This window comes from Agrobacterium tumefaciens (genome assembly GCF_005221325.1).
Lineage (GTDB): Bacteria > Pseudomonadota > Alphaproteobacteria > Rhizobiales > Rhizobiaceae > Agrobacterium.
Genome location: NZ_CP039889.1, coordinates 1,562,501 through 1,587,665, shown reverse-complemented (window position 1 = coordinate 1,587,665; position 25,165 = coordinate 1,562,501). Strand labels below are relative to the sequence as shown.

General features: G+C 59.0%; 21 protein-coding genes, 1 tRNA gene, 2 rRNA genes and 1 pseudogene (1 of these 25 only partly in view). 6 read left to right on the top strand and 19 right to left on the bottom strand.

Translation table 11 applies throughout. The features are described from left to right. Nucleotides 1-4: 4 nt before the first annotated feature. From CFBP5499_RS22250 to CFBP5499_RS22175, 16 genes are all read right to left on the bottom strand, one after another. Nucleotides 5-1,045: an LLM class flavin-dependent oxidoreductase gene (locus CFBP5499_RS22250; RefSeq protein WP_080828214.1), complete on the bottom strand. Its 1,041-nt coding sequence runs from the start codon at nucleotides 1,043-1,045 to the stop codon at nucleotides 5-7. Further along, the gene (locus CFBP5499_RS22245) at nucleotides 1,042-1,980 is read right to left on the bottom strand and encodes a flavin reductase family protein (RefSeq protein ID WP_080828216.1); all 939 of its coding nucleotides are present in this window, start codon (nucleotides 1,978-1,980) and stop codon (nucleotides 1,042-1,044) included. The genes CFBP5499_RS22250 and CFBP5499_RS22245 overlap by 4 nt, the downstream gene beginning before the upstream one ends. Further along, nucleotides 1,977-2,822 carry an alpha/beta fold hydrolase gene (locus CFBP5499_RS22240; RefSeq protein WP_080828217.1) on the bottom strand — a complete coding sequence of 282 codons (846 nt, stop codon included), beginning with the start codon at nucleotides 2,820-2,822 and terminating at the stop codon, nucleotides 1,977-1,979. Before CFBP5499_RS22240 ends, CFBP5499_RS22245 begins: the two co-directional genes overlap by 4 nt. 11 nt (nucleotides 2,823-2,833) lie before the next feature. Next, nucleotides 2,834-3,436, bottom strand: a complete 603-nt coding sequence (locus CFBP5499_RS22235; protein WP_080828218.1) for an amino acid synthesis family protein — start codon at nucleotides 3,434-3,436, stop codon at nucleotides 2,834-2,836. A gap of 117 nt (nucleotides 3,437-3,553) precedes the next feature. Beyond that, nucleotides 3,554-4,732 carry an iron-containing alcohol dehydrogenase gene (locus CFBP5499_RS22230; RefSeq protein WP_080828219.1) on the bottom strand — a complete coding sequence of 393 codons (1,179 nt, stop codon included), beginning with the start codon at nucleotides 4,730-4,732 and terminating at the stop codon, nucleotides 3,554-3,556. 95 nt (nucleotides 4,733-4,827) lie between these two features. Next, nucleotides 4,828-5,559, bottom strand: a complete 732-nt coding sequence (locus CFBP5499_RS22225; protein WP_080830137.1) for an amino acid ABC transporter ATP-binding protein — start codon at nucleotides 5,557-5,559, stop codon at nucleotides 4,828-4,830. Between the two features lie 29 nt (nucleotides 5,560-5,588). Beyond that, a complete protein-coding gene (locus CFBP5499_RS22220; protein WP_080830136.1) occupies nucleotides 5,589-6,278 on the bottom strand; it encodes an amino acid ABC transporter permease in 690 nt (229 codons plus the stop codon). A gap of 75 nt (nucleotides 6,279-6,353) precedes the next feature. Next, on the bottom strand, nucleotides 6,354-7,214 hold the full coding sequence (locus CFBP5499_RS22215; RefSeq protein WP_080828220.1) for an ABC transporter substrate-binding protein: 861 nt from the start codon (nucleotides 7,212-7,214) through the stop codon (nucleotides 6,354-6,356). Nucleotides 7,215-7,398: 184 nt separating this feature from the next. Continuing rightward, a complete protein-coding gene (locus CFBP5499_RS22210) occupies nucleotides 7,399-8,094 on the bottom strand; it encodes a GntR family transcriptional regulator (protein ID WP_080828221.1) in 696 nt (231 codons plus the stop codon). A 156-nt stretch (nucleotides 8,095-8,250) separates the two neighbouring features. After that, nucleotides 8,251-9,135, bottom strand: coding sequence for a formyltetrahydrofolate deformylase (purU, locus tag CFBP5499_RS22205; protein WP_080828222.1), 885 nt, complete (start codon nucleotides 9,133-9,135; stop codon nucleotides 8,251-8,253). Between the two features lie 89 nt (nucleotides 9,136-9,224). Then, nucleotides 9,225-10,532, bottom strand: coding sequence for a type III glutamate--ammonia ligase (gene glnT / locus CFBP5499_RS22200; protein WP_080828223.1), 1,308 nt, complete (start codon nucleotides 10,530-10,532; stop codon nucleotides 9,225-9,227). A gap of 85 nt (nucleotides 10,533-10,617) precedes the next feature. Continuing rightward, nucleotides 10,618-11,946, bottom strand: coding sequence for an FMN-binding glutamate synthase family protein (locus CFBP5499_RS22195; protein ID WP_046799983.1), 1,329 nt, complete (start codon nucleotides 11,944-11,946; stop codon nucleotides 10,618-10,620). Between the two features lie 16 nt (nucleotides 11,947-11,962). Next, complete coding sequence (locus CFBP5499_RS22190) at nucleotides 11,963-12,649, bottom strand: GXGXG domain-containing protein (RefSeq protein ID WP_080828224.1); 687 nt, start codon at nucleotides 12,647-12,649, stop codon at nucleotides 11,963-11,965. A 37-nt stretch (nucleotides 12,650-12,686) separates the two neighbouring features. Beyond that, nucleotides 12,687-13,592, bottom strand: a complete 906-nt coding sequence (locus CFBP5499_RS22185) for a class II glutamine amidotransferase (protein WP_080828225.1) — start codon at nucleotides 13,590-13,592, stop codon at nucleotides 12,687-12,689. Nucleotides 13,593-13,688: 96 nt separating this feature from the next. Continuing rightward, on the bottom strand, nucleotides 13,689-14,366 hold the full coding sequence (locus CFBP5499_RS22180) for a helix-turn-helix domain-containing protein (RefSeq protein WP_080828226.1): 678 nt from the start codon (nucleotides 14,364-14,366) through the stop codon (nucleotides 13,689-13,691). 34 nt (nucleotides 14,367-14,400) lie between these two features. Further along, nucleotides 14,401-15,375, bottom strand: a complete 975-nt coding sequence (locus CFBP5499_RS22175) for a GlxA family transcriptional regulator (protein ID WP_080828227.1) — start codon at nucleotides 15,373-15,375, stop codon at nucleotides 14,401-14,403. Between the two features lie 89 nt (nucleotides 15,376-15,464). Between CFBP5499_RS22175 and CFBP5499_RS22170 the strand changes: the two genes are divergently transcribed. From CFBP5499_RS22170 to CFBP5499_RS30800, 6 genes and pseudogenes are all read left to right on the top strand, one after another. Beyond that, a complete protein-coding gene (locus CFBP5499_RS22170; RefSeq protein WP_080828229.1) occupies nucleotides 15,465-16,715 on the top strand; it encodes a sarcosine oxidase subunit beta family protein in 1,251 nt (416 codons plus the stop codon). A gap of 77 nt (nucleotides 16,716-16,792) precedes the next feature. Continuing rightward, complete coding sequence (locus CFBP5499_RS22165) at nucleotides 16,793-17,068, top strand: sarcosine oxidase subunit delta (protein ID WP_080828231.1); 276 nt, start codon at nucleotides 16,793-16,795, stop codon at nucleotides 17,066-17,068. Then, nucleotides 17,065-20,028: a sarcosine oxidase subunit alpha gene (locus tag CFBP5499_RS22160; protein WP_137066451.1), complete on the top strand. Its 2,964-nt coding sequence runs from the start codon at nucleotides 17,065-17,067 to the stop codon at nucleotides 20,026-20,028. Before CFBP5499_RS22165 ends, CFBP5499_RS22160 begins: the two co-directional genes overlap by 4 nt. Continuing rightward, on the top strand, nucleotides 20,021-20,557 hold the full coding sequence (gene soxG / locus CFBP5499_RS22155) for a sarcosine oxidase subunit gamma family protein (RefSeq protein WP_080828233.1): 537 nt from the start codon (nucleotides 20,021-20,023) through the stop codon (nucleotides 20,555-20,557). Before CFBP5499_RS22160 ends, soxG begins: the two co-directional genes overlap by 8 nt. Nucleotides 20,558-20,580: 23 nt before the next feature. Beyond that, nucleotides 20,581-21,469, top strand: a pseudogene (folD, locus tag CFBP5499_RS30905) (bifunctional methylenetetrahydrofolate dehydrogenase/methenyltetrahydrofolate cyclohydrolase FolD); the annotation flags it as partial. Nucleotides 21,470-21,848: 379 nt separating this feature from the next. Further along, nucleotides 21,849-21,971, top strand: a complete 123-nt coding sequence (locus CFBP5499_RS30800) for a hypothetical protein (RefSeq protein WP_256387185.1) — start codon at nucleotides 21,849-21,851, stop codon at nucleotides 21,969-21,971. A 16-nt stretch (nucleotides 21,972-21,987) separates the two neighbouring features. Here CFBP5499_RS30800 and CFBP5499_RS22145 read toward each other — a convergent pair. From CFBP5499_RS22145 to CFBP5499_RS22135, 3 genes are all read right to left on the bottom strand, one after another. Beyond that, nucleotides 21,988-22,064 (bottom strand) — tRNA-Met (locus CFBP5499_RS22145). A gap of 222 nt (nucleotides 22,065-22,286) precedes the next feature. Then, nucleotides 22,287-22,401: ribosomal RNA gene (rrf, locus tag CFBP5499_RS22140) — 5S ribosomal RNA — on the bottom strand. Nucleotides 22,402-22,795: 394 nt separating this feature from the next. Continuing rightward, nucleotides 22,796-25,165: ribosomal RNA gene (locus CFBP5499_RS22135) — 23S ribosomal RNA — on the bottom strand; it runs 439 nt beyond the window's last position.

Below are 25,165 nucleotides of genomic sequence, written 5' to 3'. Positions count from 1 at the left end.
CATCTTACTCCGTAAAAGCCGGCATGACATCGGACAGGAAACGCTCCAGCGACGCTTTCTTGCGCTCGAAACTCATGCCCGTATCGATCCAGAAGGAATATTCGTCGTAACCCATGGCCTCGTAGCTTTTGAGCCGGGCAATGACCTCATCGGCATCACCGACGACGTTGTTTTTGCGCATGACATCGCCGGAAAGCATGGCGTTTCCAGTAATATCCTCTGGCGCAATGCGCTCGATGAGGCCCTGATGAACCGGCTTCTCGTTTTTGAACCAGGCGAAGAAATAATTGTAATAGACGCTCATCTCATGGGCGGCCTGCGCGATATCGGCTTCATCGGAACCGACATAGGTATGGCGCAGCAGCATGATTTTCGGGCGCTGTTTTTCCGGGTTTTTGGCGCAGGCATCGTTGAAGCGGCCCATGAGGGTTTCCACCTCATCGTCGCCCTGCCACAGCGGTGTTACCTGCACGTTGCAATCATTGGCGACGGCGAATTCGTGCGAATTCGGATCGCGCGCCGCCACCCAGATCGGCGGAAAAGGCTGTTGCAGCGGCTTGGGAGCGGAGGTCGTGGCCGGGAATTTGAAGAACTCGCCATCATGGGCGTAATCGCCCGCCCAGACACCTTTGACGGCGGGGATCAGCTCACGCATGCGCTGGCCGGCGCCCCAGGCATCGAGGCCGGGAAGCAGCCGCTCATATTCGAAGGAGTAGGCGCCGCGGGCTATGCCGATATCGAGCCGGCCATCGCAGATGAGGTCGGTCATCGCCGCTTCGCCGGCAAGCTTGATCGGATGCCAGAAGGGCGCGATGACAGTGCCGGTGCCAAGACGCGCCGTCTTCGTGCGGCGGGCCAGATCGGCGATCGTTACGAAGGGGTTGGGCGCAATGGTGAAATCCATGCCGTGATGTTCGCCAGTCCAGATGGCATGCATGCCGCCGCGATCGGCGATTTCGCAAAGGGTAACGAACTCCTCATAGAGGGTCTTGTGATCCTGCGAGGCGTCCAGCCGCTCCATGTGGACGAAGAGCGAAAATTTCATGGGTTTGCCCCCTTCATGGAAATGGGATGAACCTTGCCGGCGGTCTCGTTTCCGACATAAACGCCGAAATTGCCGATGGAGCTTTCCAGCGCGAAACGATTGACGATATCCGCCGTCGCACCGGAGTCGAATTTTGCGGAGCCGAGCGCGCCGGGCGACAGGAAGCGGCCCTGACGCGGTGCATCATCGCCCTCGGCAAGTGCGTGGTAGACGATATGCTGGCGGCCATCCGCCTTGTTTTCGTAAACGGAATAAAGAAAGCCAGTGCGGACTGACAGTCCAGTAAGTTCCTCAAGCCGCGACGTCAGCGCCGCCACCGGATCGCCGCCCGCCACAACACAGCCGGGAAGCGACAACACATCCTCGCCGACAAGGTAAATCTCGCCACGCCGTTCCAGCACCGCGCCGACGACAATTTCACCCTCAGCCGCCGCTGACACCGCCTTGGCGGCCAGCATCGGCGTGAAATAACCGCCGCGCGCATAACCGAGACCATTCAGGCCGCTATTGTCGAAAGCGCCGATGCGGCCAAGCAGGATGACATGATCACCCGCCTCGATAACCTCCTGCATGGTGCATTCGAACCAGGCCGCGACATCGACAAAGACGGGCGAACCCTGCGGCGCATCCGACCATTCGGCGGCAGCAAAACGATCCTCCACCGGGCGCGCGAAAGTATTGGACAGATCCTTCTGGCTTTCCGACAAAACGTTGACGGCGAAGTTTTTCGCGCCGGTCATCGTCGAAAAATTGCGCGAGGTACGTGCGAGGCAGATCAAGAGCAGCGGCGGATCGAGCGATACCGAGGTGAAGGAATTGGCGGTGAAGCCAACGGGCTTTCCCGCATCATCCCGCGTGGTTACGATGGTCACTCCCGTCACGAAAGCGCCGAATGCGTCGCGCAAGGCGCGCGGGTCAAGCGTTGCAACAGTCATTGCGGCTCCTCCTCAATAGCCAGCCATTCGGCCATCAATGCATTGACAGTTTCAGGTGCGGTCAGATTGACCATATGCCGGTGCGCCTCAACGATGCGAGCGTAGCCGCGCGGCGTGATCGCCGCCATCTGTTCGGCCATCAAAGGCGTCGAGTTCGGATCGTCGGAACCGGTCAGAAAAAGCGCCGGGCAGGTGACCGACGGCCAGCGATCAGCATAGGTCTCGTCGCCACCGGCAAAGGCCGTATAGGCAACCGCGTAACCTTCCGCATCGACCATTTCCAGCCAGCAGCGTGTCAGCTCCCGCGCATGCTGGCTCTTGGCGTCATCGCCGAACCAGCGCAGCAGCGGGCCTTGCTTGTCCACGCCCTCGGTGCGGATGGCCTCAGCCCGCGCGAGCACCGCCGCCTTCGCTGCCGGATCACGGCGATAAACACCGTTCAGGTAACCGACGCGCGCGACACGATCACCGAAGCTCGCAGCGGCACCGCCGGAAATCAGCGCCCCCATGGAATGCCCGGCGACATTGGCGCGGGTGATCCGCATATCGTCCAGAAAACGGCCGAACCAGCCGACAAAATCCGTAAGCGTGCTGCCCGCAGGCAAGCGTGCGCTGCCGCCATGGCCCGGCATGTCGACCGCGATGACACGGTGCGTGCGGGAAAAGACGTCGATCTGCGGCTCCCAGGCTTCGAGCCGCATGCCGACGCCGTGGATGAGGATCAGCTCTTCTCCGGCACCGGCTTCAAAATAGGCCGCCCCGCCCTCGGTCATCTTGCGAGGGAGCGCGGCAGCACCTGCCGTTGCAACATTGACCCGTGAAGTGGTGGCGGCCTCCTGCATTGGCGTCACCCTCAAACGCCGGCCGGGTTGGTAACATCCTGACCAAGATCCTGCAGATCCTGGTAACGGTCGCCAATGCGGTGGTGGGGCCGGCCGCCAACCGAAGCGCCGAGTGCGACGACGATCTCGTCCGCAGCCGGGGCATCGGGAATGGCGGTCTGGATGGTCAGATAATGCGAACGGCGGCCTTCATCATTCTTGTCCATCAGCGGGATCATGATCGGTGCATTGCCCGGACCACGGGTGTTACAAAAGGCAAGATAGGACTTGGCACCCACTGCCTGACGATAGTGATTGCCGAAGCGCAGCGTGTGAATGAGCGCGGAGGCATGTTCGATTTCTCCGTCCAGCCCGACAACCGCCGCCTTGCCATAGGCCTCCACCGCTTCGCCGGAACCAACGGCATCGAGGATCATCTTCGTCAGCAATTCGCCCAGCACCGGCGCACCCGCATGGATTTCCGGTTTCAGGTTTTCGACAAAGCCTTTTCCCGCCCAGGGATTTTTCACCACCGCGATGGCGCTGAACAGCTTCAGAGGCGTTGCGGCAGCCTTGCCTCCCTCAATCAACGTCGTTTCGACCTGCAGCAGGGTCTTGCGGATCTGGATGGACATGGGCGTTCTCTCCGTAAATATGATATCTTATGGTATGCCATAATATATGACTGTCAAGTACCGCATGATTTTTCGTCAGAAAGTCGAAAATCATCAATCTTAACAGTGGATTATGGTCTAAAATTCCGCGATGCTTCCGTCATAGGCGAGCTCGTACAGTCGCGTCATTTCGGCAACTGTGGGCACCCGGGGATTATTTGCCGGCGTGCCGGAAGCGAGGCCTTGGCGCACCATTTCCGGCACCAGATCGAGATAGCGTCTTCTGTCGATACCGAACTCTTGCGGAGTCGGCACCTTCAGTCGCCTGTTCAGGCCGAGGAAGGCCTCCACCAGCTTCGCACCGGAGACCTGATCGCTATCTGTCGCGGCGGCACAGCCGAGAGCCCGCGCGGCGGCAGCATAATGCTGGAGAGCGGACTTCAGCGAAAACTGCGTGACGAGCGGCAGCACCATCGCATTCGACATGCCATGCGGCACATGGAAAAAGGCGCCGACCGGCCGGCTCAGGCCATGGATCAGTGCGGTGGACGTATTGGAGACGGCAAGCCCGGCATGGGTCGCGCCCAGCATCATGGCTTCACGCGCATCCCTGTCATCCGGGTTAACAGCCACTCTTTCAAGATTGGCGCCGATCAGCTTCAGGGCGGAAAGCGCCAGCGCCTCGGAATAGGCATTGCCGTTGCGGTTGACCAGCGCCTCCAGCGCATGGGTTAGCGCATCGATGCCGGTATCGACCGTGACACGGTAAGGACATGTCAGCGTCAGCTCATAATCGATGATGGCCGCGACCGGCAAAGCGGCAGTGCCGAGGATCAGCATTTTTTCGCTGGCAGCCGTGTCCGTCACGACGGCGGCGCGCGTGACTTCCGAACCGGTTCCGGCGGTCGTGGGAATGGCAATCACCGGCATGACGGCAAAATCCACGATCCGCGGCACTTTCAGGGCGCGCAAATCCTCCCCGCTCGTTGCAACGATGGCGCCCGCCTTGGCCGTATCCATGGCGCTGCCGCCGCCGAGTGCGACGAGACCGTCATGGCCGCCATCGGAAATACGTTTCACCAGTGCGGCGATGGATATATCCGTTGGGTCTTCGACAACGTCGGCGAACACGGCAGCCTTGATGCCTTCCTCAGCGAGTGCCTGCAAAAGCGCATCGGCATGGCCGAGCTTCTGCATCACGGGATCGCAGACCAGCAGCGGGCGAGTGACGCCGAGCGATTTCAGCACGGCGGGTAGTCGAAAACGGCTGCCGCCGCCGATAAGCATTTCGCGGGGCATCAGGACACGGTTTATCATTGCGGTTCTCCGCCACTATCATTCTGCGTTGTTCGGAATGGCCGGAGGCTCCAACCTGAAGCGGGTTTCGCTGACCCGCTCCGGTTGTCATGAGCCTAATGCGCCAGGATTTTCGACAGGAAAGAACGCGCACGATCCGTTTTCGGATCGGTGAAGAAACTGTCGCCCTCACCGATCTCGACGATTTCGCCGCCATCCATGAAGACGATGCGGTCCGCCACCTTGCGGGCAAAACCCATCTCATGCGTCACCACCATCATCGTCATACCTTCCTGGGCGAGCGAGACCATGACGTCGAGGACCTCGTTGATCATTTCCGGATCGAGCGCCGATGTCGGCTCGTCGAACAGCATCGCAACTGGATCCATCGCCAGCGCGCGGGCAATGGCGACGCGCTGCTGCTGCCCGCCCGACAATTGGCCGGGATATTTTCTGGCATGCGCCGTCAGCCCCACCCTCTCCAGCAGCGCATTGGCCTTGGCCAGCGCTTCCGCCGGCGAGCGGCCCAGAACCTTCTCCTGCCCGATGCAGAGGTTTTCGAGGATCGTCATGTGCGGGAAAAGCTCGAAATGCTGGAACACCATGCCCACCTTGGAGCGCAGTTTCGGCATATCGGTCTTCGGGTTGGTCACCTCCACCCCGTTGACGGTGATGACGCCGTTGCCGATCGTTTCCAGGGCATTGACGCATTTGATCAGGGTCGATTTTCCGGAGCCGGAGGGGCCGCAGATGACGACGACTTCACCCTTGGCGACATTCAGGCTGCAATTGGTCAAAACCTGAAAACTTGGCCCGTACCACTTATTGACGGATTGCAGTTCGATCATGCTGGTTGCTTGCGACATCGGACCGCTCCTTAATGTATGTCAGTCGACATGGGGCCATAGGCCTTGCCGAAGCGCTTCTCGATGCGACGCTGAATGAGTTCCCAGGCGGTCGTCATGGCGAGGTAATAAAGCGCCGCGACCGTGAACAGCTCCAGAACGAGGAACTTTTCCTGAATGAGCACCTGCGTGCGGCGCAAAAGCTCCTCCATGGAGATGATCGAGGCGATCGACGTCGTCTTCAAAACGCCATTCACGGAGTTGCCAAGCGGCGGAATGATAATCCGGAAGGCCTGCGGGGCGACGATGTAGCGCATCACCTGCGCCTCGGTCATGCCGATGGCGCGGGCCGCATTGATCTGGCCTTTCGGAACGGCGGCAATACCCGCCCGGACGATTTCCGAGAGATAGGCCGCCTCACAGAGCGACAGGCCGATCAGCGTGGATTGCAGGACGGTGAGCTTGATGCCGATCTGCGGCAGGCCGGTATAGATGATGATGAGCTGCACCAGAAGCGGCGTACCGCGAAAGATCCAGGTGTAGAAATAGGCCGGCCCGGACAGGATGCGGTATTTCGACATGCGCATGACAGCAATGACGAAACCCAGCGCAAGACCCGCCGTCATAGCGAAGACCGTGAGGCCGAGCGTTACCAGCGCGCCCTCGAACAGATAATAATTCGTCAGATATTCGAAGAAACCTTCCCAGTTCCAACCCTTCACGTCTTTCTCCAATTCATGCGGGAACGGTCGCGGCGAAAGTTTTTCCGCCGCGATGACAGTTCAGATGGATGGAATTCAGCCTTCCGGGCCGAGAACGGCGAGGTCGCCGGGCGCCATGCTGACACCGTAGCCGCCCATCAGCTTTTCGAGAGAACCATCGGCCCTCATCTCCTTCAGGGCGGCGGAGACGGCATCGGCCACGTCCTTGCTGCCGAAGGAAAGCGAACCGGGCGTCGGATACATGCCGGAAAGCGCATGGGTGAACTCACCGCGATCCTGATATTGCTTGGCGACAGGATCGATGGAGACGGCCGCCTGCACTTGGCCGGCGCGCAGTGCCTGATAAACCGTCGCGTAATTATCGAACAGGTTGATGGTCATCGGCGCGAGACCGCGCTTCTTGAAGTCCTCGTTCAGTTCCTTGATCTTGCGCTCGGCATAGCCGCCAATATCGGTGCTGACGGCTTTGCCGGCGAGATCATCGACCTTGGTGATGGGATCGGACGCGCCGACGGCCGTGGAAATGCTGATGGCAAGGTTTTCATAGGGGATCATGAACAGGATCTTGCGCCGCTCCGCCGTGACGAACAGGCCCGCATTGATCATGTCCCAGCGCCCGCCTTGCAGACCCGGCACCATGGTCGCGTATTCGGTGCTGATATATTCGGGCTTCAGGCAAAGACGCTTGGCTATCTCATAGCCGAGTTCAATACGAAGACCCTTCAGGACACCCTGCTGATCGGCATAGGCCATGGGCGGCAGGGTCGGGCTGGTGGCCATGACAAGATGACCGGGCTTGATGAGGTGGTCGTCGGATATTTTCGGCGTGCAATCCTGTGCCATGGCGGCGCCGGTAAAAAGAGTGAGTGCGGCACCGGCCAAGAGGGTTCTGGCGCGCACGGCTGTGCATTTCCGGGAAATCGGATTCCAGTTCATATTAAGCTCCGCTCTTTATATTATTGATTATGGCATACCATCACATCAAATGGTTTAGCCTGTCAAGAAGCGGAAAATTGATTTTCTAAATTATTGCAAAATAACAATAAAATAAGAAAAACCACATCCGTGCGGCTCCCGGCGGGAAGCCACAAGGATGGGTAGATCTCAGCCGAAAAATCCGTCAGTCGGCGCTTTTTTGCGCCGTCAGAACGGCTTCGGCAATGGCACAGGCGCTGGTGACGTGATCGAGCGCGGCTTTGTAAGCGGCGTCCCCGTCACCCTTCCGGATGGCCTCGACGATCTTCTCCATCTGTGCCGGGCCTTCGGTATCGCGGCTTTTGGTCTTGATCGTCATGGAGCGGAGATGGTTGATCCGCACCGTCAGCAGATTGACGACGCCCCAGGCGACATGCCGGTCGATCTTGCTGAACAATGTCTGGTAAAAGGACGAGGTATGCGCCAGCACACCCGGCATGTCCTTTGCGACATAACTTTCGCGGATGTGCTTGAGTGAAACCTCCAGTGCCTCGACAATGGCCGGGTCCCGGCGTTCGGCGCAAAGACGCGCCGCCATTCCCTCCAGCGCACCGCGGATTTCGTAGATCTGCTTGGCCTCGTCGAGATCGAGCAGCGCGACCATCGGGCCTTTGTTCGGCAGGTTCGCCACCAGCCCTTCGGATTCCAGATGCCGCAGGACTTCGCGCACGATGGTGCGGGAAACACCGAGCTGAGCGCAGAGGTCGCGCTCCACGAGACGGTCGCCAGGGCGGAAATAACCATTCACGATCGCATCTCGCACCTTGTCGAGCGCGAGTTCCCTCAGCGTCTTTGTCGGACGCTCGACACGAATGGCAGTTCCCTGCAAAGCACCGGTCATGGTATCACCTCATCTGGCTCATCCCGCCTGCGCTCGCCGCACGCCGAAGCAGGTTCTGGCTCTTTATATTATGGCGTACCAACTTATTTAGCCGCGCGTCACCTTTATGGCAACAGCGGACGTGCGGCGGGGCAGTCTGCCCTCCCCCGAAACACCTCATCCCATCCTTTCCGATGCATAGGAGCCGGGACTTGGCGGAAACACCACCGTTCGGCTGCCGTTCAAAAAGACGCGCCGATGGATATGCGCGTGGATGGCACGCGCCAGTACCTGCGCCTCCACGTCACGGCCAAGTGAGACATAATCCTCGGCTGACTGCGCATGGGTGATGCGCACGATATCCTGTTCGATGATCGGCCCTTCATCCAGATCGGCCGTCACATAATGGGCCGTCGCGCCGATCAGCTTCACACCGCGCTGATAGGCCTGCTTGTAAGGGTTTGCGCCCTTGAAGGAAGGCAGGAAGGAATGATGGATATTGATGATCTTGCCCGACATAGCCTCGCACATCCTGTCGGAAAGCACCTGCATGTAGCGCGCCAGAACGACAAGTTCCGTGCCCGTGCTTTCAGCGATCTCCATGATCCGCGCTTCGGCCTGCGGCTTGTTTTCCTTCGTCACCGGAATGTGGTGAAAGGGAATGTCGTGATTGACGACGACCTTCTGGTAGTCGAAATGGTTGGAGACGACGCCGACAATATCGATCGGCAAGGCTCCGATACGCCAGCGATAGAGCAGGTCATTGAGGCAATGGCCGAAGCGCGAGACCATCAGCAGAACCTTCATCCGCTCAGCCTGATCGTGCAGCGCCACCTCCATGCCGAATGTCTTCGAAATCGGCCCGAGCCCCGCCATCAGCGCATCCCGCGCCGCGCCTTCCTCGGATATGAAACCCACGCGCATGAAAAAGCGACCAGTGCCGAGATCATCGAATTGCGAACTGTCGACGATGTTGCAGCCTTTCTCCGCCAGAAGGCCTGAAAGGGCCGCGACGATGCCACGGGTGGATTTGCATGTTACGGTGAGGACGAAGTTCGTCATCTGGCGCCTCTTTGTCATCGATATGGGAAAAACCCGCGCGGCTTGACGCGCGCGGGAAAAGCCGCAAGGGCGGCGGGGAAAACCCGGGCTCAGACGTCGAGCGTGGTCTGGTGCTCCCAGGCGGTGAACTGCGCGCAATAGCTGTTCCACTCGCCCTGTTTGAGCTTCAGATAGGCCTTCGAGAACTCCGTGCCGAGCGCCTGCTGCAGTTCCGCATCCTTCTCATATTCGCGCAGCGCATCGAGAAGATTGAGCGGCAGCTTCGGCGCATCCGTGACGGTGTGGCCTTCGCGATACATGTCGATATCGTAGTGCCGGCCGGGATCGGCCTTGGAGCGAACGCCGGAGAGACCGGCAGCAATGATGATGGCCTGCAGCAGATAGGGGTTCACCGCTCCATCCGGCAGGCGCAGTTCGAAACGCCCCGGACCCGGCACGCGCACCATGTGGGTGCGGTTATTGCCGGTCCAGGTCACCGTATTCGGCGCCCAGGTGGCACCTGAAATAGTGCGCGGCGCGTTGATGCGCTTGTAGGAATTGACTGTTGGATTGGTGATCGCCGCAAGCGCAGACGCATGTTTCATGATGCCGCCGAGAAAGGTCCTGCCCTTGGCCGAGAGCCCGAACGGCATTTCCTTGTCGGCGAAGGCGTTGACCTTGCCGCCGAGGTCCCAGACCGAAATATGGGCATGGCAGCCGTTACCGGTCAGCCCCTTGAACGGCTTCGGCATGAAGGTGGCGCGCAACCCGTGCTTTTCGGCGACCGACTTGACCATAAACTTGAAGAAGGAATGTTTGTCGGCAGTCTGGAGCGCGTCGTCATATTCCCAGTTCATCTCGAACTGGCCATTCGCATCCTCATGGTCGTTCTGATAGGGCTTCCAGCCAAGCTCCAGCATGTAGTCGCAAATCTCGGCGATCACATCGTAACGGCGCATGACGGCCTGCTGATCGTAGCAGGGCTTTTCCGCCGTGTCGTATTCGTCGGAGATTTTTGCACCGTCAGGCGAAATCAGAAAGAATTCCGGCTCGACACCTGTTTTGACCCTGAGCCCCTCGCCCGCCGCTTCCGCAATGAGCTTCTTGAGAACCACACGCGGCGCCTGCTCCACCGGCTGGTCTTCCATGACGCAATCGGCAGCGACCCAGGCGACATCCTTTTTCCATGGAAGCTGGATGACGGAGGAGGCATCCGGCACGGCGAAAAGATCGGGATGGGCAGGCGTCAGATCGAACCATGTGGCGAAACCGGCAAACCCCGCGCCGCCCTTCTGCATATCGGCGATCGCTTCCGCCGGCACCAGCTTGGCGCGCTGGCCGCCGAAGAGATCAGTATAACTGATCATGAAATATTTGATGCCCTTTTCGGCAGCAAAGGTGGAGAGGTCCAGTGTCACGTCATTCCCCTTTTTTTGGTATCAGACACTTCTTTGAAAAAAGACGGGCACATCCTCCCAAATGCGCCCGTCCGTTCTTTATGGCTTAAAAGCTGCCTTTTCCCGGGAACCAGTTCGTTCCCGCCAGCGGAACCTGCGCCATGGCAGCCGCCTCCATGGTCAGCGCCACAAGATCTTCCGGCTCCAGATTATGGAGATGGTTCTTGCCGCAGGCGCGCGCGATGGTCTGGGCTTCGAGCGTCATGACCTTCAGATAGTTGGCAAGGCGGCGACCGGCGGCGACAGGATCGAGACGCGCGGCAAGCTCCGGATCCTGCGTGGTGATGCCGGCGGGGTCTTTGCCCTCGTGCCAGTCATCATAAGCGCCGGCCGTTGTGCCGAGTTTCTGGTATTCCGCTTCCCAATGCGGATCATTGTCGCCCAGTGCAACCAGCGCCGCAGTACCGATGGCGACAGCATCGGCGCCGAGTGCGAGTGCCTTGGCAACATCGGCACCCGAACGGATGCCGCCGGAGACGATGAGCTGCACCTTGCGGTGCATGCCGAGGTCCTGCAGCGCCTGAACGGCGGGCCGAATGCAGGCCAGCGTTGGCATGCCGACATTTTCGATGAAGACATCCTGCGTGGCCGCCGTGCCGCCCTGCATGCCATCCAGCACCACCACATCGGCACCGGCCTTTACCGCAAGCGCCGTGTCGTAATAAGGCCGCGCGCCGCCGACCTTGATATAGATCGGCTTTTCCCAGTCGGTGATTTCGCGCAATTCGAGAATCTTGATTTCGAGATCGTCCGGGCCGGTCCAATCGGGATGACGGCAGGCGGAGCGCTGGTCGATGCCCTTCGGCAGGTTGCGCATATTGGCAACGCGATCGGAAATCTTCTGGCCGAGCAACATGCCGCCGCCGCCCGGCTTCGCGCCCTGGCCGACCACGACCTCGATGGCGTCCGCACGGCGCAGGTCCTTCGGGTTCATGCCGTAACGCGAGGGCAGATACTGGTAAACCAGCGTCTGGCTATGGCCGCGCTCCTCATCCGTCATGCCGCCATCGCCCGTCGTCGTGGAGGTGCCGGCAATGGTCGCACCACGGCCAAGCGCCTCTTTGGCATTGCCGGAAAGAGCACCAAAGCTCATGCCGGCAATGGTGATCGGCGTTTTCAGCGTGATCGGCTTTTTGGCGAAACGGGTGCCGAGTGTCACGGTCGTATCGCATTTCTCGCGGTAACCTTCGAGCGGATAACGCGAGATGGAGGCGCCGAGAAACAGCAGGTCGTCGAAATGCGGCACCTTGCGCTTCGTGCCGGCTCCACGAATGTCATAAATGCCGGTCGCAGCCGCGCGGCGGATTTCCGCCAGCGTGTGATCGTCGAAGGTTGCGGATTTGCGCGGCGGGGTGAAGGGGTTGTGATAGCTCATCTGAATATCCCTCGCCTCAATACGCGTCGGCGTTGTCGATGTTGAAATTGTAGAGCGTGCGGGCCGAGCCGTAGCGCTTGAACTCACTTGGGCTGACATCCGTGACGCCGGCCTTTTCGAGGAGTTCTGCAAGCTTTTCGAGATGCTCGGGTCGCATTTCCTTCTCGATGCAATCGGCCCCCAGGCTCTTGACCGAGCCGCGCACGAAAAGCTTCGCCTCATAAAGGCTGTCACCCAGCGCATCGCCCGCATCGCCGCAGACGACGAGGTGACCGGACTGGCCCATGAAAGCGGACATGTGGCCGATATTGCCTTTCACGACGATATCAATGCCCTTCATGGAAATGCCGCAGCGAGAGGCGGCATTGCCCTTGATGACCAGAAGCCCACCGCGACCGGTGGCACCCGCATATTGCGAGGCGTCGCCCTCGATGACGACGGTGCCGGACATCATGTTTTCAGCGACACCCGGCCCGGCCGAGCCGTGAACGGTGACGGTGCCGCCATCATTCATGCCGGCGCAATAATAACCGACCGAACCGTGCACATCGACGGTCACGGGGCTGTCGATACCGACAGCGACAGCATGGTGGCCGCGCGGATTAACGACTTCGAATTCGGTATCGTTGACACCAGAGGAGAGGCCATGAAGTGCGCTATTCAGTTCACGCAAGGGCGTGTGGGAGAGATCGAAAACTGGCATGGATTATGACTTTCAAAACAGGCGCCGATGACGGGTCTCAGGCGGCCTTTTCATGGTCCCAGAAATAGACGGTCGCCGGTTCCGGCTCCCACACGCGGGCATTTTCGATGCCGGGCAGATTGACGAGCGCGCGGTACTCCGAACCGAAAGCGACATATTGGTCGGTCTCGGCCATGACAGCAGGCTTGCAGGCGATGGGATCACGCACTACGCCAAAACCAGATTTGGTGCCGACGACGAAGGTGAAGAAACCGTCGAGATCATCGAGCGCGCCGGTCAGCGCTTCGCCCAGATCCTTGCCCTTGGCCATTTCCGCCGTGAGGTAGGCGGCGGCGACTTCCGAGTCGTTCTGGGTCTCGAACGTCATGCCTTCACGCACCAGTTCGCGGCGCAGATTATTGTGGTTGGAAAGCGAACCGTTATGCACCAGGCATTGATCAGCGCCGGTGGAGAAGGGATGCGCGCCAAGCGTCGTCACCGCCGATTCCGTCGCCATGCGGGTGTGGCCGATGCCGTGGCTGCCGGCCATGGAGCGCACGTCAAAACGGGCGACGACATCCTTCGGCAGGCCGGTTTCCTTGTAGATTTCCACGCTGTCGCCGGAGCCCATTACCCGCACATTAGGGCGGACGGCTGCGAGAACCGCACGAATACCATCCAGCCTCCCGGCGGGAATATCGAGAACCGCATGGGTGCTTTTCACCGTGACCACGGCGTCAACGCCGTTTTCCTTCAGCGCCTCGATAAGGCCGGAAAAATCAGCGGCGGGATCGGCAGACTGGATCGTCACTTTCGCTCGGCCATCGGCCGCACTTCCATAGATCGCGATACCGGCCGAATCCGGGCCGCGATCGGTCATGGTGACGAGCATGTCCGAGAGCAGCTGACCCAGCTGCGGTTCAAGGCTTTTGTCTTTCAGGAATAGTCCAACAATGCCGCACATCGACAGGCACCTCCATTCGTTTCTGAATGAAGGGCTAACATATGGAATTCCATCTCGTCAACTATCAGGAATATTTTTTTCTTCTAAGGCAAAATATCAATCATTGGTCATCCGCCTTTGCGGATAAGAAATGATCGACAGATAACGCGCGGGAAGTTTTACCAGCTCTTCCGGCCCGTGCGGCGCATCGGCATCGAAAAACAGGCTGTCGCCGGCCTGCATGGTGAAAAGCTGCTCGCCGTGGCGATAAACCACCTCGCCCTCCAGCATGTAGAGAAACTCCATGCCTTCATGCTGGAAGGTCGGAAACACATCGGAATCGGTCGTCAATGTGATGAGATAGGGCTCGACGGTGACGCCGCTGGTGTTGTTGTCTATGTGGCCAAGCAGGCTGTATTGATGGCCTGCGCGGGTACCTCTGCGCTCGATATTCACCCCCTGCCCCGCCTTGACGAAAGTGGCGCTGCGCGGCTCCTCGAAACCGCGGAAGAAGGCCGTGATCGGCACGCCGAGCGCCTTGGAGAGCGTCTGCAGCGTGGTGAGCGACGGGGAGATGTTGCCGTTCTCGATCTTGGAAAGCATGCCGACGGAAACGCCGGTGGCCGAAGCAAGATCGGTGACGGTGATGCCGAGCTTCTTGCGATAGGCGCGCACCTCGTGGCCGATCGCCATTTCCAGATTGTTGACCCTTGGCTCGCGAACGGCATGCGGGTCCTGCGACGGGAACGCAGCTTCGGTCTTGGTGGCTTCCTTCGCCATGGTGTCCTCCGGCATTATCGTGTTTTCCCTTCCTTACAGGAAAACTATTTTAATTCGGAGGAAATCTTTGCCGCAGCATATTCGGCGTTTGACCGAAGCGGGCCTTGAAACTTCCCGAAAAATGTCCGGCACTGGAAAAGCCGGTGGCGAAGGCCACTTCCGCGATGGAGAGCGGGCTTTGCTCCAGCAATCGCCGGGCGTGATCAAGGCGGATTGCGCGGTATGTCTCCAGAAAACTCGACTTCAGGTGGGTCGCGAAAAGCCGGTCGAGGTGGCGCGCGCTTGTGCCCGCCAGCTTTGCCATGGTCCGCCGGTCGAGCGGGCTTTCAATGGTCGTTTCCATTTTTTCCAGCACGGTCAGCAAGGCCGGATGGTTGGTGCCATAACGTTCCGCCGAAGAGCCGCGTTGTGGCGCGCCAGATTCGGCCACGGCCGTATGCAGATACCAGTCGCTGACACGCCTTGCGAAATGCGCGCCCATTCTCTGCGAAATCATCGCATGCATCATGTCGAGGGGCGCAACGCCGCCGGCGCAGGTGATGCGGTCTCCATCGATGACGAAGCGGGCTTGTCTGGGCGTGAGATGGGCGAACGCTTCCCGGAGCACCGGCGCGTGTTCCCAGTGGATCGTGAAATCGCGATTATCCAGCAGGCCTGCCGCCGCCAGCAGATAAGCCCCGCTGGAAATACCGCCAATCCTGACGCCCTGGCGCGCCAGTCGCCGCAATATGCCGAACGAACCTTCCGCCACCACCCAGTCCTGCGGTCCACCGCCAGCGCAGACGAAGATCGTATGGCATCGTTCGCCCACCACGGCGAATGACTGGCAGTCAACGAGGATTCCCGACGAACTTCTGATGGCTTCACCACCGAAGGACAAAGGCACGGCCTCATAAAGATCAGTCCCGGCGATGAGATTGGCGGCCCGAAGCGGCTCCGCCGCCGAGGCGTAGGACATCAGCGCAAAATTCGGGACAAGGATGAAACCGATACGCTGGGTGTTTTTTTGCTCGATCGCCGTCATGTCTCTTTTCTAGATCATAACGTCCCTTATCTGCAATCGTCTTTCGAATGGCCTCAGTAAGCTTGTGCGATATCGTTCGAGGTACGCAGATGCGCTATTCCGCCTTTTCCATTTTCAAGAACGGCCTTTTCGGCAACAAATCCTGGAAACCCGCATGGCGGGATGTGTCACCGAAACCGCATTATGACGTCATCATCGTTGGCGGCGGCGGGCACGGGCTGGCGACGGCCTATTATCTCGCCAAGGAATTCGGCATCACCAATGTCGCCGTGCTGGAGAAAAACTATATCGGCTCCGGCAATGTCGGCCGCAATACCACGATCATCCGCTCCAATTACCTGCTGCCGGGCAACAACCCGTTCTACGAGCTTTCGATGAAACTGTGGGAAGGGTTGGAGCAGGATTTCAACTTCAACGCCATGGTTTCCCAGCGCGGCGTGCTCAATCTCTTCCACTCGGATGCGCAGCGTGATGCCTATACAAGGCGCGGCAATGCCATGCGGCTGCACGGCGTCGATGCCGAGTTGCTGGACCGCGCATCGGTCAAGGCGATGTTGCCATTTCTCGATTTCGATAATGCACGCTTCCCCGTTCAGGGCGGATTGCTGCAGAGGCGCGGCGGCACTGTCCGTCACGATGCCGTTGCCTGGGGTTATGCGCGCGGCGCAGACAGCCGGGGCGTCGATATCATCCAGGGCTGTGAGGTGACAGGCATTCGCCGCAAAAACGGCGCGGTCGTGGGCGTTGAAACAAGCCGCGGCTTCATCGGTTGCGGCAAGCTGGCTCTGGCGGCGGCGGGCAACTCCTCGCAGGTCGCCGCCATGGCCGGGCTGAAGTTGCCAATTGAAAGCCATGTATTGCAGGCTTTTGTGTCGGAAGGGCTGAAGCCCTTCATCGATGGCGTCGTCACCTTCGGAGCGGGCCATTTTTACGTCTCGCAATCGGACAAGGGCGGCCTCGTCTTCGGCGGCGATATAGACGGCTATAATTCCTACGCCCAGCGCGGCAATCTGGCGACGGTCGAACATGTGGCGGAAGCCGGCAAGGCGATGATACCGGCGCTCTCCCGCGTCCGGGTGCTGCGCTCCTGGGGCGGCATCATGGATATGTCGATGGATGGTTCACCGATCATCGACCAGACCCCGATCGACAATCTCTATCTCAATGCCGGCTGGTGTTACGGCGGCTTCAAGGCCACGCCCGCCTCCGGTTTCTGCTTCGCCCATCTTCTCGCACGCGGCACACCGCAGGAAACAGCAATGGCCTTCCGGCTCGATCGTTTCCGGCGCGGTTATCTCATCGATGAAAAAGGCCAGGGCGCACAGCCTAACCTTCACTAAATCTGTAGCGGGATTTCAGGCGAAAACCGCTCACACTTTTCGCCATCCCGCTATCTGGCGGATCAAGGACATCTGAAATGGCAAGTCTCGTGCCCTGCCCGCATTGCGGGCCAAGACCCAAGGAAGAATTCACCATCAAGGGTGCTGCCCTTCAAAGGCCTGCGGCGGATGCCGGCACTGAGGAATGGTACGATTACGTCTATCTGCGCGACAACCCTCGCGGAGCTTATGAGGAATATTGGCACCACACCTCCGGTTGCCGCCGTTGGCTGGTCGTCGCCCGCGATACCGTCACCCATGAGATATCCGCCTGCCGCGACGCTGCCGACAACACGAAAGTGACAAACGCATGAGTTTCAACCGCCTGAAGACCGGCGGTCTGATCGACCGCTCGAAACCGCTTTCCTTCACCTTCGACGGCAAGCCGATGTCAGGCTTTGAGGGCGACAGCCTCGCCTCCGCCCTGCTCGCCAATGGCCAGAAAATCGTCGGCCGCAGTTTCAAATACCACCGACCACGCGGTATATTGACGGCGGGTGCAGCCGAGCCGAACGCGCTGATGACCATCGGCCGCGACGGCCGCACGGAGCCGAACACCCGCGCCACCATGCAGGAACTTTATGCCGGGCTGGAAGCCAGAAGCCAGAACCGCTGGCCCTCTCTCGATTTCGATATCGGTGCGCTGACCGGCCTTCTGTCGCCCTTCCTCGGCGCGGGGTTCTATTACAAGACCTTCATGTGGCCTGCCGCCTTCTGGGAAAAGGTCTACGAGCCCTTCATCCGCAAAGCCGCCGGTCTCGGCAAAGCAAGCTACGAAGCCGATCCGGATACCTATGATAAATGCTGGGCGCATTGCGACCTGCTGGTGATCGGTTCCGGCGCGGCGGGGCTCGCCGCAGCCCTTGCCGCAGGACGCGCCGGCGCGCGCGTCATCATTGTGGATGAACATTCCCTCGCAGGCGGCGGGCTTCTTTCCGAGACAGCGGCCATCGGCGGCAAGAGCGCTCCGGATTTCGCGGCGCAATGCGTCGCCGAACTCGACGCTTTGCCGAATGTGACGGTGCTGACGCGAACCACGGCCTTCGGCTGGTATGACGGCAATGTCTTCGGCGCGGTGGAACGGGTGCAAAAGCACCTGCCCGATCCGAAAGCACATGTGCCCGTGGAGCGCCTGTGGCGCATCGTCGCCAAACGCGCGCTGCTTGCAACCGGTGCGGAAGAACGGCCGCTGGTGTTCGGCGGCAACGATGTTCCTGGCGTGATGATGGCGGGCGCCATGCGCAGCTATCTCAACCGTTATGCCGTAAGCCCCGGTGCGACGACGGCAATTTTTACCACCAACGACAGCGGGTATGCGCTTGCCCGCGATCTGGAGGCGCAGGGCGTCGCTCCCGCCGCCATCATCGACAGCCGTGAGCAGGGTAATCCGCGCTACGAAGGCAAGGCGCGTGTCATCAAAGGTGGCGTCGTCTCGAATGCGCAGGGTGGCAAGGCGCTTTCCGCCATTGAGGTATATGCAAATGGCCGCACGGAAAGCATGAATATCGATGCGCTCGCCATGTCGGGCGGTTTCAGCCCCGTTATCCATCTTGCCTGCCATCGCGGCGGAAAACCGGTCTGGTCGGAAGACAATGTTGCCTTCCTCGCACCCGGCAATCTCAAGGGGCTCGAACTCGCCGGCGCAGTCTCCGCGACAAATGGCATAGCCGCCTGCCTTGAGGATGGCGCGCGAAAGGGTGCGGCGCTTGCGCAGAATCTCGGTTTTACAGCGACAACACCGACATTCGGCAGCGTGGAAAACGATGTCGTCGCCCCGCCCGCCAAGGCACTCTGGTCCATCCCCGGCGTCAAGGCCAAAGCCTTTGTCGATTACCAGAATGATGTTCATCGCAAAGATCTCGGTCTCGCCGTCAGCGAAGGTTACGGTCATGTCGAATTGGCCAAGCGTTACACCACGAACGGCATGGCAACTGATCAGGGCAAGCTCTCCAACGTCAACGCCATCGGGCTGCTGGCTGAAGCGCGCGGCGTTTCCCCGGCGGATGTCGGCACCACCACGTTCCGGCCGTTCTACACGCCCGTCTCCTTTGGCGCGCTCACCGGCGCTTATCACGGCCGTCATTTCCAGCCGGTACGCAAATCGCCGTTACATGGCTGGGCGGAGAAGAATGGCGCGGTCTTCGTCGAAACCGGCCTCTGGTATCGTTCCTCCTGGTTTCCCCGCAAAGGCGAAAGCGGCTGGCGGGAAAGCGTTGACCGCGAAGTTCTGAATGTGCGCAAAAATGCCGGCCTCTGCGATGTCTCAATGCTCGGCAAGATCGAGATTTGCGGCAGCGACGCCGCCGAATTCCTTAACCGGGTTTATTGCAACGCTTTCCTAAAGCTGCCCATCGGCAAGGCACGATATGGCCTGATGCTGCGTGAAGACGGCATGATCTATGATGACGGTACCACCAGCCGGCTGGAGGAAAACCGCTTCTTCATGACGACTACCACGGCCTATGCGGCAGGTGTCATGAACCACCTTGAATTCTGCGCCCAGGCACTCTGGCCGGGTCTCGACGTGCGGCTTGCCTCCGTCACCGATCAATGGGCGCAGATGGCGATTGCCGGACCGAAGGCACGCGCCATTCTCGAGAGGATCGTCGATGAGGATATTTCCGACGAGGCTTTCCCCTTTCTTGCGGCCAAAGAAGTCTCGCTGTTTCGCGGACAATTGCACGGACGCCTGTTCCGGATTTCCTTCTCCGGCGAACTGGCCTACGAGCTTGCCGTCCCGGCCGGTTACGGTGAAAGCGTTGCCGATGCACTGATGGAAGCAGGAAAGCCGGAAACCATCATGCCCTATGGTGTCGAGGCGCTTGGCGTGCTGCGCATCGAAAAGGGCCATGTCACCCACAACGAGATCAATGGCACGGTGGTGCCCACCGATCTCGGCTTCGGCAAAATGGTCTCCGCCACCAAGGCCGATTTCATTGGTCGGCGGATGCTGGAGCGCGAGGGGCTTTCCGCCGCCGACCGTCCGAGCCTCGTCGGCGTCGTGCCGCTTGATCCAAAACAGTCCTTCCGCACCGGCTCGCATATTCTCGCCAGGGATGCCGCGGCAACTCTGGAGAACGATCAGGGTTATGTCACCTCCAGCGCATTCTCACCCCATCTAGGCTCGACCATCGGTCTCGCCCTCGTCAAGAACGGGCCGGAAAGACATGGTGAGGAGGTCATGGTCTGGAACGGCCTTCGCAACGAATTTACCCAAGCCCGCCTTTGCAACCCGGTTTTTGTCGATCCTCAAAACGAGAAACTCCATGTCTGATTTCAAGTCTGACTTCCGGCCGACGCTCCGCCCGGTGCTGGGCGCAAAGGGAGCGATTGCCTCCACCGCCATCAAACTCTCCCCTTTGCCGGAAGGCGCGATCATCCACGTTCTGGCCGCACCCGGCGCAGCAGATTTGGAAGCCCGCCTTCGCGGCCTCACCATAGGTGATGTACGCGCGGTCTCACCGGGCCAATGGTTCATCGTCGGTGAACAGCCTCTGCCTCACGCTGATATGAAGGCGCTTCTTACAGCGCTCGAACCTCAGGCAACGGGTGTCGACCAGAGCCAGGGGCGCGTGCGCATCCGCATCGAAGGCAGGCTGGGCGAGCGGGTACTGGCCAAAGGCACGGCGGTCGACCTGTCTCTCGCAGCCTTCCCGGTGGGACGCTCCGCCACGACGCTGATCGGCCACATCGCCACCCACCTCACCCGCATCGACGGACAGGTCTTCGAAGTCATTGTGCTGCGCGGTTTTGCCGAAAGCCTGTGGGACGATCTTGCCCGGATGAGCCTCGAATTCGATTGAGACGCGCAGTTAGAGATACGAACGTGACAATAATCATTGATGGGAAAGCAACCGCCAGTTCGGTGATCAATGCCGTTAGGCAAGCAAGCGCTACGCTCGAAGAACGCAGCGGTGTCAGGCCAGGACTGGCCGTCATCATAGTCGGCGACGTTCCGGCGAGCCATGCTTATGTTAACTCCAAAAGCCGAATTGCCAAGCAATGCGGCTTCAAATCCGTACAGTGCACATTGGCTGCGGAAACCAGCCAGAAGGACTTGGCTCGCTTGTCGCCTCGTTGAATGTCGATCCGTCGATCCACGGCATCCTCGTGCAACTGCCGAAGCCGAAGCCGTTGAATAGCGGGCCGATCATTCGGTCAATCCTGCCGAAAAAGGATGTCGACGGCCTTCATGTCGTCAATGCCGGCAAACTCGCGACAGGCGATCTCGAAACGGGTCTGGTGTCCTGCACGCCGGCCGGCGCCATGGTCTTCGTTCTCCGCACGATGGGGAGGATCTTTCAGGCCTCAACGCCGTCGTCGTTGGTCGCTCGAACCTGTTCGGCAAACCGATGGCGCAGCTACTGCTAAACCCCAACGCCACAGTTACCACCGCTCACTCGCGTACCAAAAATCTGCCAGCCATCTGCCGCAACGCCGATATTCTTGTCGCAGCCGTCGGCCGTCCTGAGATGGTCAAGAGTGATTGAGTGAAGTCTGGCGCGACAGTCATGGATGTCGGTATCAACCGGATACCAGCACCCGAAATGGGAGAAGGCAAGACACGCCTTGTTGGCGACGTTGCCTTTGATGAAGCCAGGACCCTCGCGGCCGTCATAACCCCGGTTCCGGGTGGCGTCGGCCCGATGACGATCGCCATGCTGATGGCAAATGCTGCGATTACTGCATATCGAGGCGCTGGCGAGAAACCACCGCTACTCCGATTTTGGCAAAGGGTATGCTACTGTTTTCGTTTCGCATCCTTCTTGAAATTCCGGCCGCCTATCGCGCCGGTCGCCGGCTGGAAGCCGCTGCCGTCGAGAAGCTGCAAGGCCACCACAACGAATTGACCGACGCCTACGGCTCGAGCGCAGCAATGCCCAAGCCCATCTTGGGCCAGACGCCCGTTTTCACAAGCAGATCGCGGCGATGCCGGCCGTCGCCGGCTGGCCGCCATTCCCGACAATCTATTACGATGGTCACGCTCCCAAGCCCGACGGCCTTTAAGAAGGTCGTATACCATTCGATTGGACTACGTATCATTCGCAAGCGACCGGATCGTCGCAAGAAGAGAACCCAGAAAAGGTATCACCGATGATCATGGATAAGCAGTCCGGGGTGCTGAAGCGCGACGACTATGTGGATAAGCTTCGTACCGGCGAGTTTGAGCTGGAGCATCAACGCAAAAAGGCTCCGAGTTTCCTCGGAGCCCTTTGATAATCTTTGTAAATTTTGGTTGCGGGGGCAGGATTTGAACCTGCGGCCTTCAGGTTATGAGCCTGACGAGCTACCGGGCTGCTCCACCCCGCGTTACCAGCGTAAATCCCTATGGGATTTATCGCGACTGCATCACAGGGAAGCTGTGATGCATATTGCCGGAGTAAATTGCGGAGCAATTTATCTCCTGTAAGGGACGCACTGTGCGTTTGCCTTTGTTTTATGCCGTAGAACGACGAAAGGCCGCTTGTAGCGGCCCTTTGTATCGGCTGGGCCGAAGAGAGTGATGAGAAGATTGCTTGTTGCGTTTTGCAGACCTGGCAGCGACCTACTCTCCCGCGTCTTGAGACGAAGTACCATTGGCGCTGGGGCGTTTCACGGCCGTGTTCGGAAAGGGAACGGGTGCAGCCGCCCCGCGATAACCACCAGGTCGGCAAAACGCAACATATGATCCATGAAGGCATGGATCATATGATTGCTTGTTTATTGGTGTGCCTTATCCTGTTCGCTTGACGCTCACAGGGGACACCAATGGGCCATACGGGCACCTCGCATATGAGGCGCCGTCTGATCCAAGCGATCACAGACCATGTTTTCACATGGAAACTGTTTTCGAGAAGCTGGAGAGCCGAGGCTCTATTTAATTTAACACGTCTGGCGCGCCTTGTCCGTATTACGCCCTTGCTCAACAGTGAGCGGGGCAGCAATACAGGCCAGAGGCCGTCGCCGGTCGTCCGGCGCCCTCGCGGAGCGCAGCCCGAAGGGCGTACGCGCGTGAGCGCTGAACAGATGATGCTCATCTTCGATGAGCATGAACAATGGGAACGAAGAAGTCGATCGAGCTATTAGTAACGGTAAGCTTCACACATTGCTGTGCTTCCACACCCGTCCTATCAACGTGGTCGTCTTCCACGGCTCTGATAGGGAACACTCGTTTTCAGGTTGGTTTCCCGCTTAGATGCCTTCAGCGGTTATCCATTCCGTATATAGCTACTCTGCTATGCCCTTGGCAGGACAACAGATCCACCAGAGATACGTCCATCCCGGTCCTCTCGTACTAGGGACAGATCCTGTCAATATTCCTACACCCACGGCAGATAGGGACCGAACTGTCTCACGACGTTCTGAACCCAACTCACGTACCGCTTTAAATGGCGAACAGCCATACCCTTGGGACCTGCTCCAGCCCCAGGATGCGATGAGTCGACATCGAGGTGCCAAACAACCCCGTCGATATGGACTCTTGGGGGTCATCAGCCTGTTATCCCCGGCGTACCTTTTATCCGTTGAGCGATGGCCCTTCCACACGGGACCACCGGATCACTATGACCGACTTTCGTCTCTGCTCGACTTGTCAGTCTCGCAGTCAGGCGGGCTTATGCCATTGCACTCGACGACCGATTTCCGACCGGTCTGAGCCCACCATCGCGCGCCTCCGTTACTCTTTCGGAGGCGACCGCCCCAGTCAAACTACCCACCATACACTGTCCCGGATCCGGATAACGGACCGCGGTTAGACATCCACGAAGATAAGGGTGGTATTTCAAGGATGGCTCCACAAGAACTGGCGTCCCTGCTTCAAAGCCTACCACCTATCCTACACATGCCTTGGCGAATGCCAGTGTAAAGCTATAGTAAAGGTGCACGGGGTCTTTCCGTCTGACCGCAGGAACCCCGCATCTTCACGGGGAATTCAATTTCACTGAGTCTATGTTGGAGACAGCGGGGAAGTCGTTACGCCATTCGTGCAGGTCGGAACTTACCCGACAAGGAATTTCGCTACCTTAGGACCGTTATAGTTACGGCCGCCGTTTACTGGGGCTTCAGTTCAGAGCTTGCACCCCTCCCTTTAACCTTCCAGCACCGGGCAGGCGTCAGACCCTATACGTCGTATTGCTACTTCGCAGAGCCCTGTGTTTTTGATAAACAGTCGCTACCCCCTGGTCTGTGCCACCCCATCATACTTGCGTACAAAAGGGTCACGCTTCTTCCGAAGTTACGCGTGCAATTTGCCGAGTTCCTTCAACATAGTTCTCTCAAGCGCCTTGGTATACTCTACCTGACCACCTGTGTCGGTTTCGGGTACGGTCTATACGGTGGAGCTATTTCCTGGAACCTCTTCGCCGCACATTCAATCCAATAAGAATGTACAACACACGAGATCCGTCACTACCACCAGGCCCACGAATATTAACGTGGTTCCCATCGACTACGCGTGTCCGCCTCGTCTTAGGGGCCGGCTAACCCTGCTCAGATTAACTTTAAGCAGGAACCCTTGGTCTTTCGGCGAGGGAGTCTCTCACTCCCTTTATCGTTACTCATGTCAACATTCGCACTTCCGATATCTCCAGCAGCCCTCACGGGTCCGCCTTCACAGACTTACGGAACGCTCCGCTACCACTGAAGCAACCCGAAGGTTGCCACAATCCTCAGCTTCGGTGCATGGCTTTAGCCCCGTTACATTTTCGGCGCAAAGACCCTTATTTAGACCAGTGAGCTGTTACGCTTTCTTTAAATGATGGCTGCTTCTAAGCCAACATCCTGGTTGTTTTGGGATCCTCACATCCTTTCCCACTTAGCCATGACTTGGGGACCTTAGCTGGAGGTCAGGGTTGTTGCCCTCTTCACGACGGACGTTAGCACCCGCCGTGTGTCTGCCGACTAGTACTCCTCGGTATTCGGAGTTTGGTTAGGATCAGTAAGACGGTGAGTCCCCATAGCCCATCCAGTGCTCTACCCCCGAGGGTATTCGGTCGACGCTCTACCTAAATAGATTTCGCGGAGAACCAGCTATTTCCGAGTTTGATTGGCCTTTCACCCCTAGCCACAAGTCATCCCAATCTATTGCAACAGATACGGGTTCGGCCCTCCAGTTGGTGTTACCCAACCTTCAGCCTGCTCATGGCTAGATCACTCGGTTTCGGGTCTAATGCAACTAACTCAATCGCCCTGTTCAGACTCGCTTTCGCTGCGCCTACACCTACCGGCTTAAGCTTGCTAGTTACACTAAGTCGTTGACCCATTATACAAAAGGTACGCCGTCACCCTTGCGGGCTCCGACTGTTTGTAGGCATCCGGTTTCAGGTTCTATTTCACTCCCCTCGTCGGGGTGCTTTTCACCTTTCCCTCACGGTACTTGTTCGCTATCGGTCATGCACGAGTACTTAGGCTTGGAGAGTGGTCTCCCCATGTTC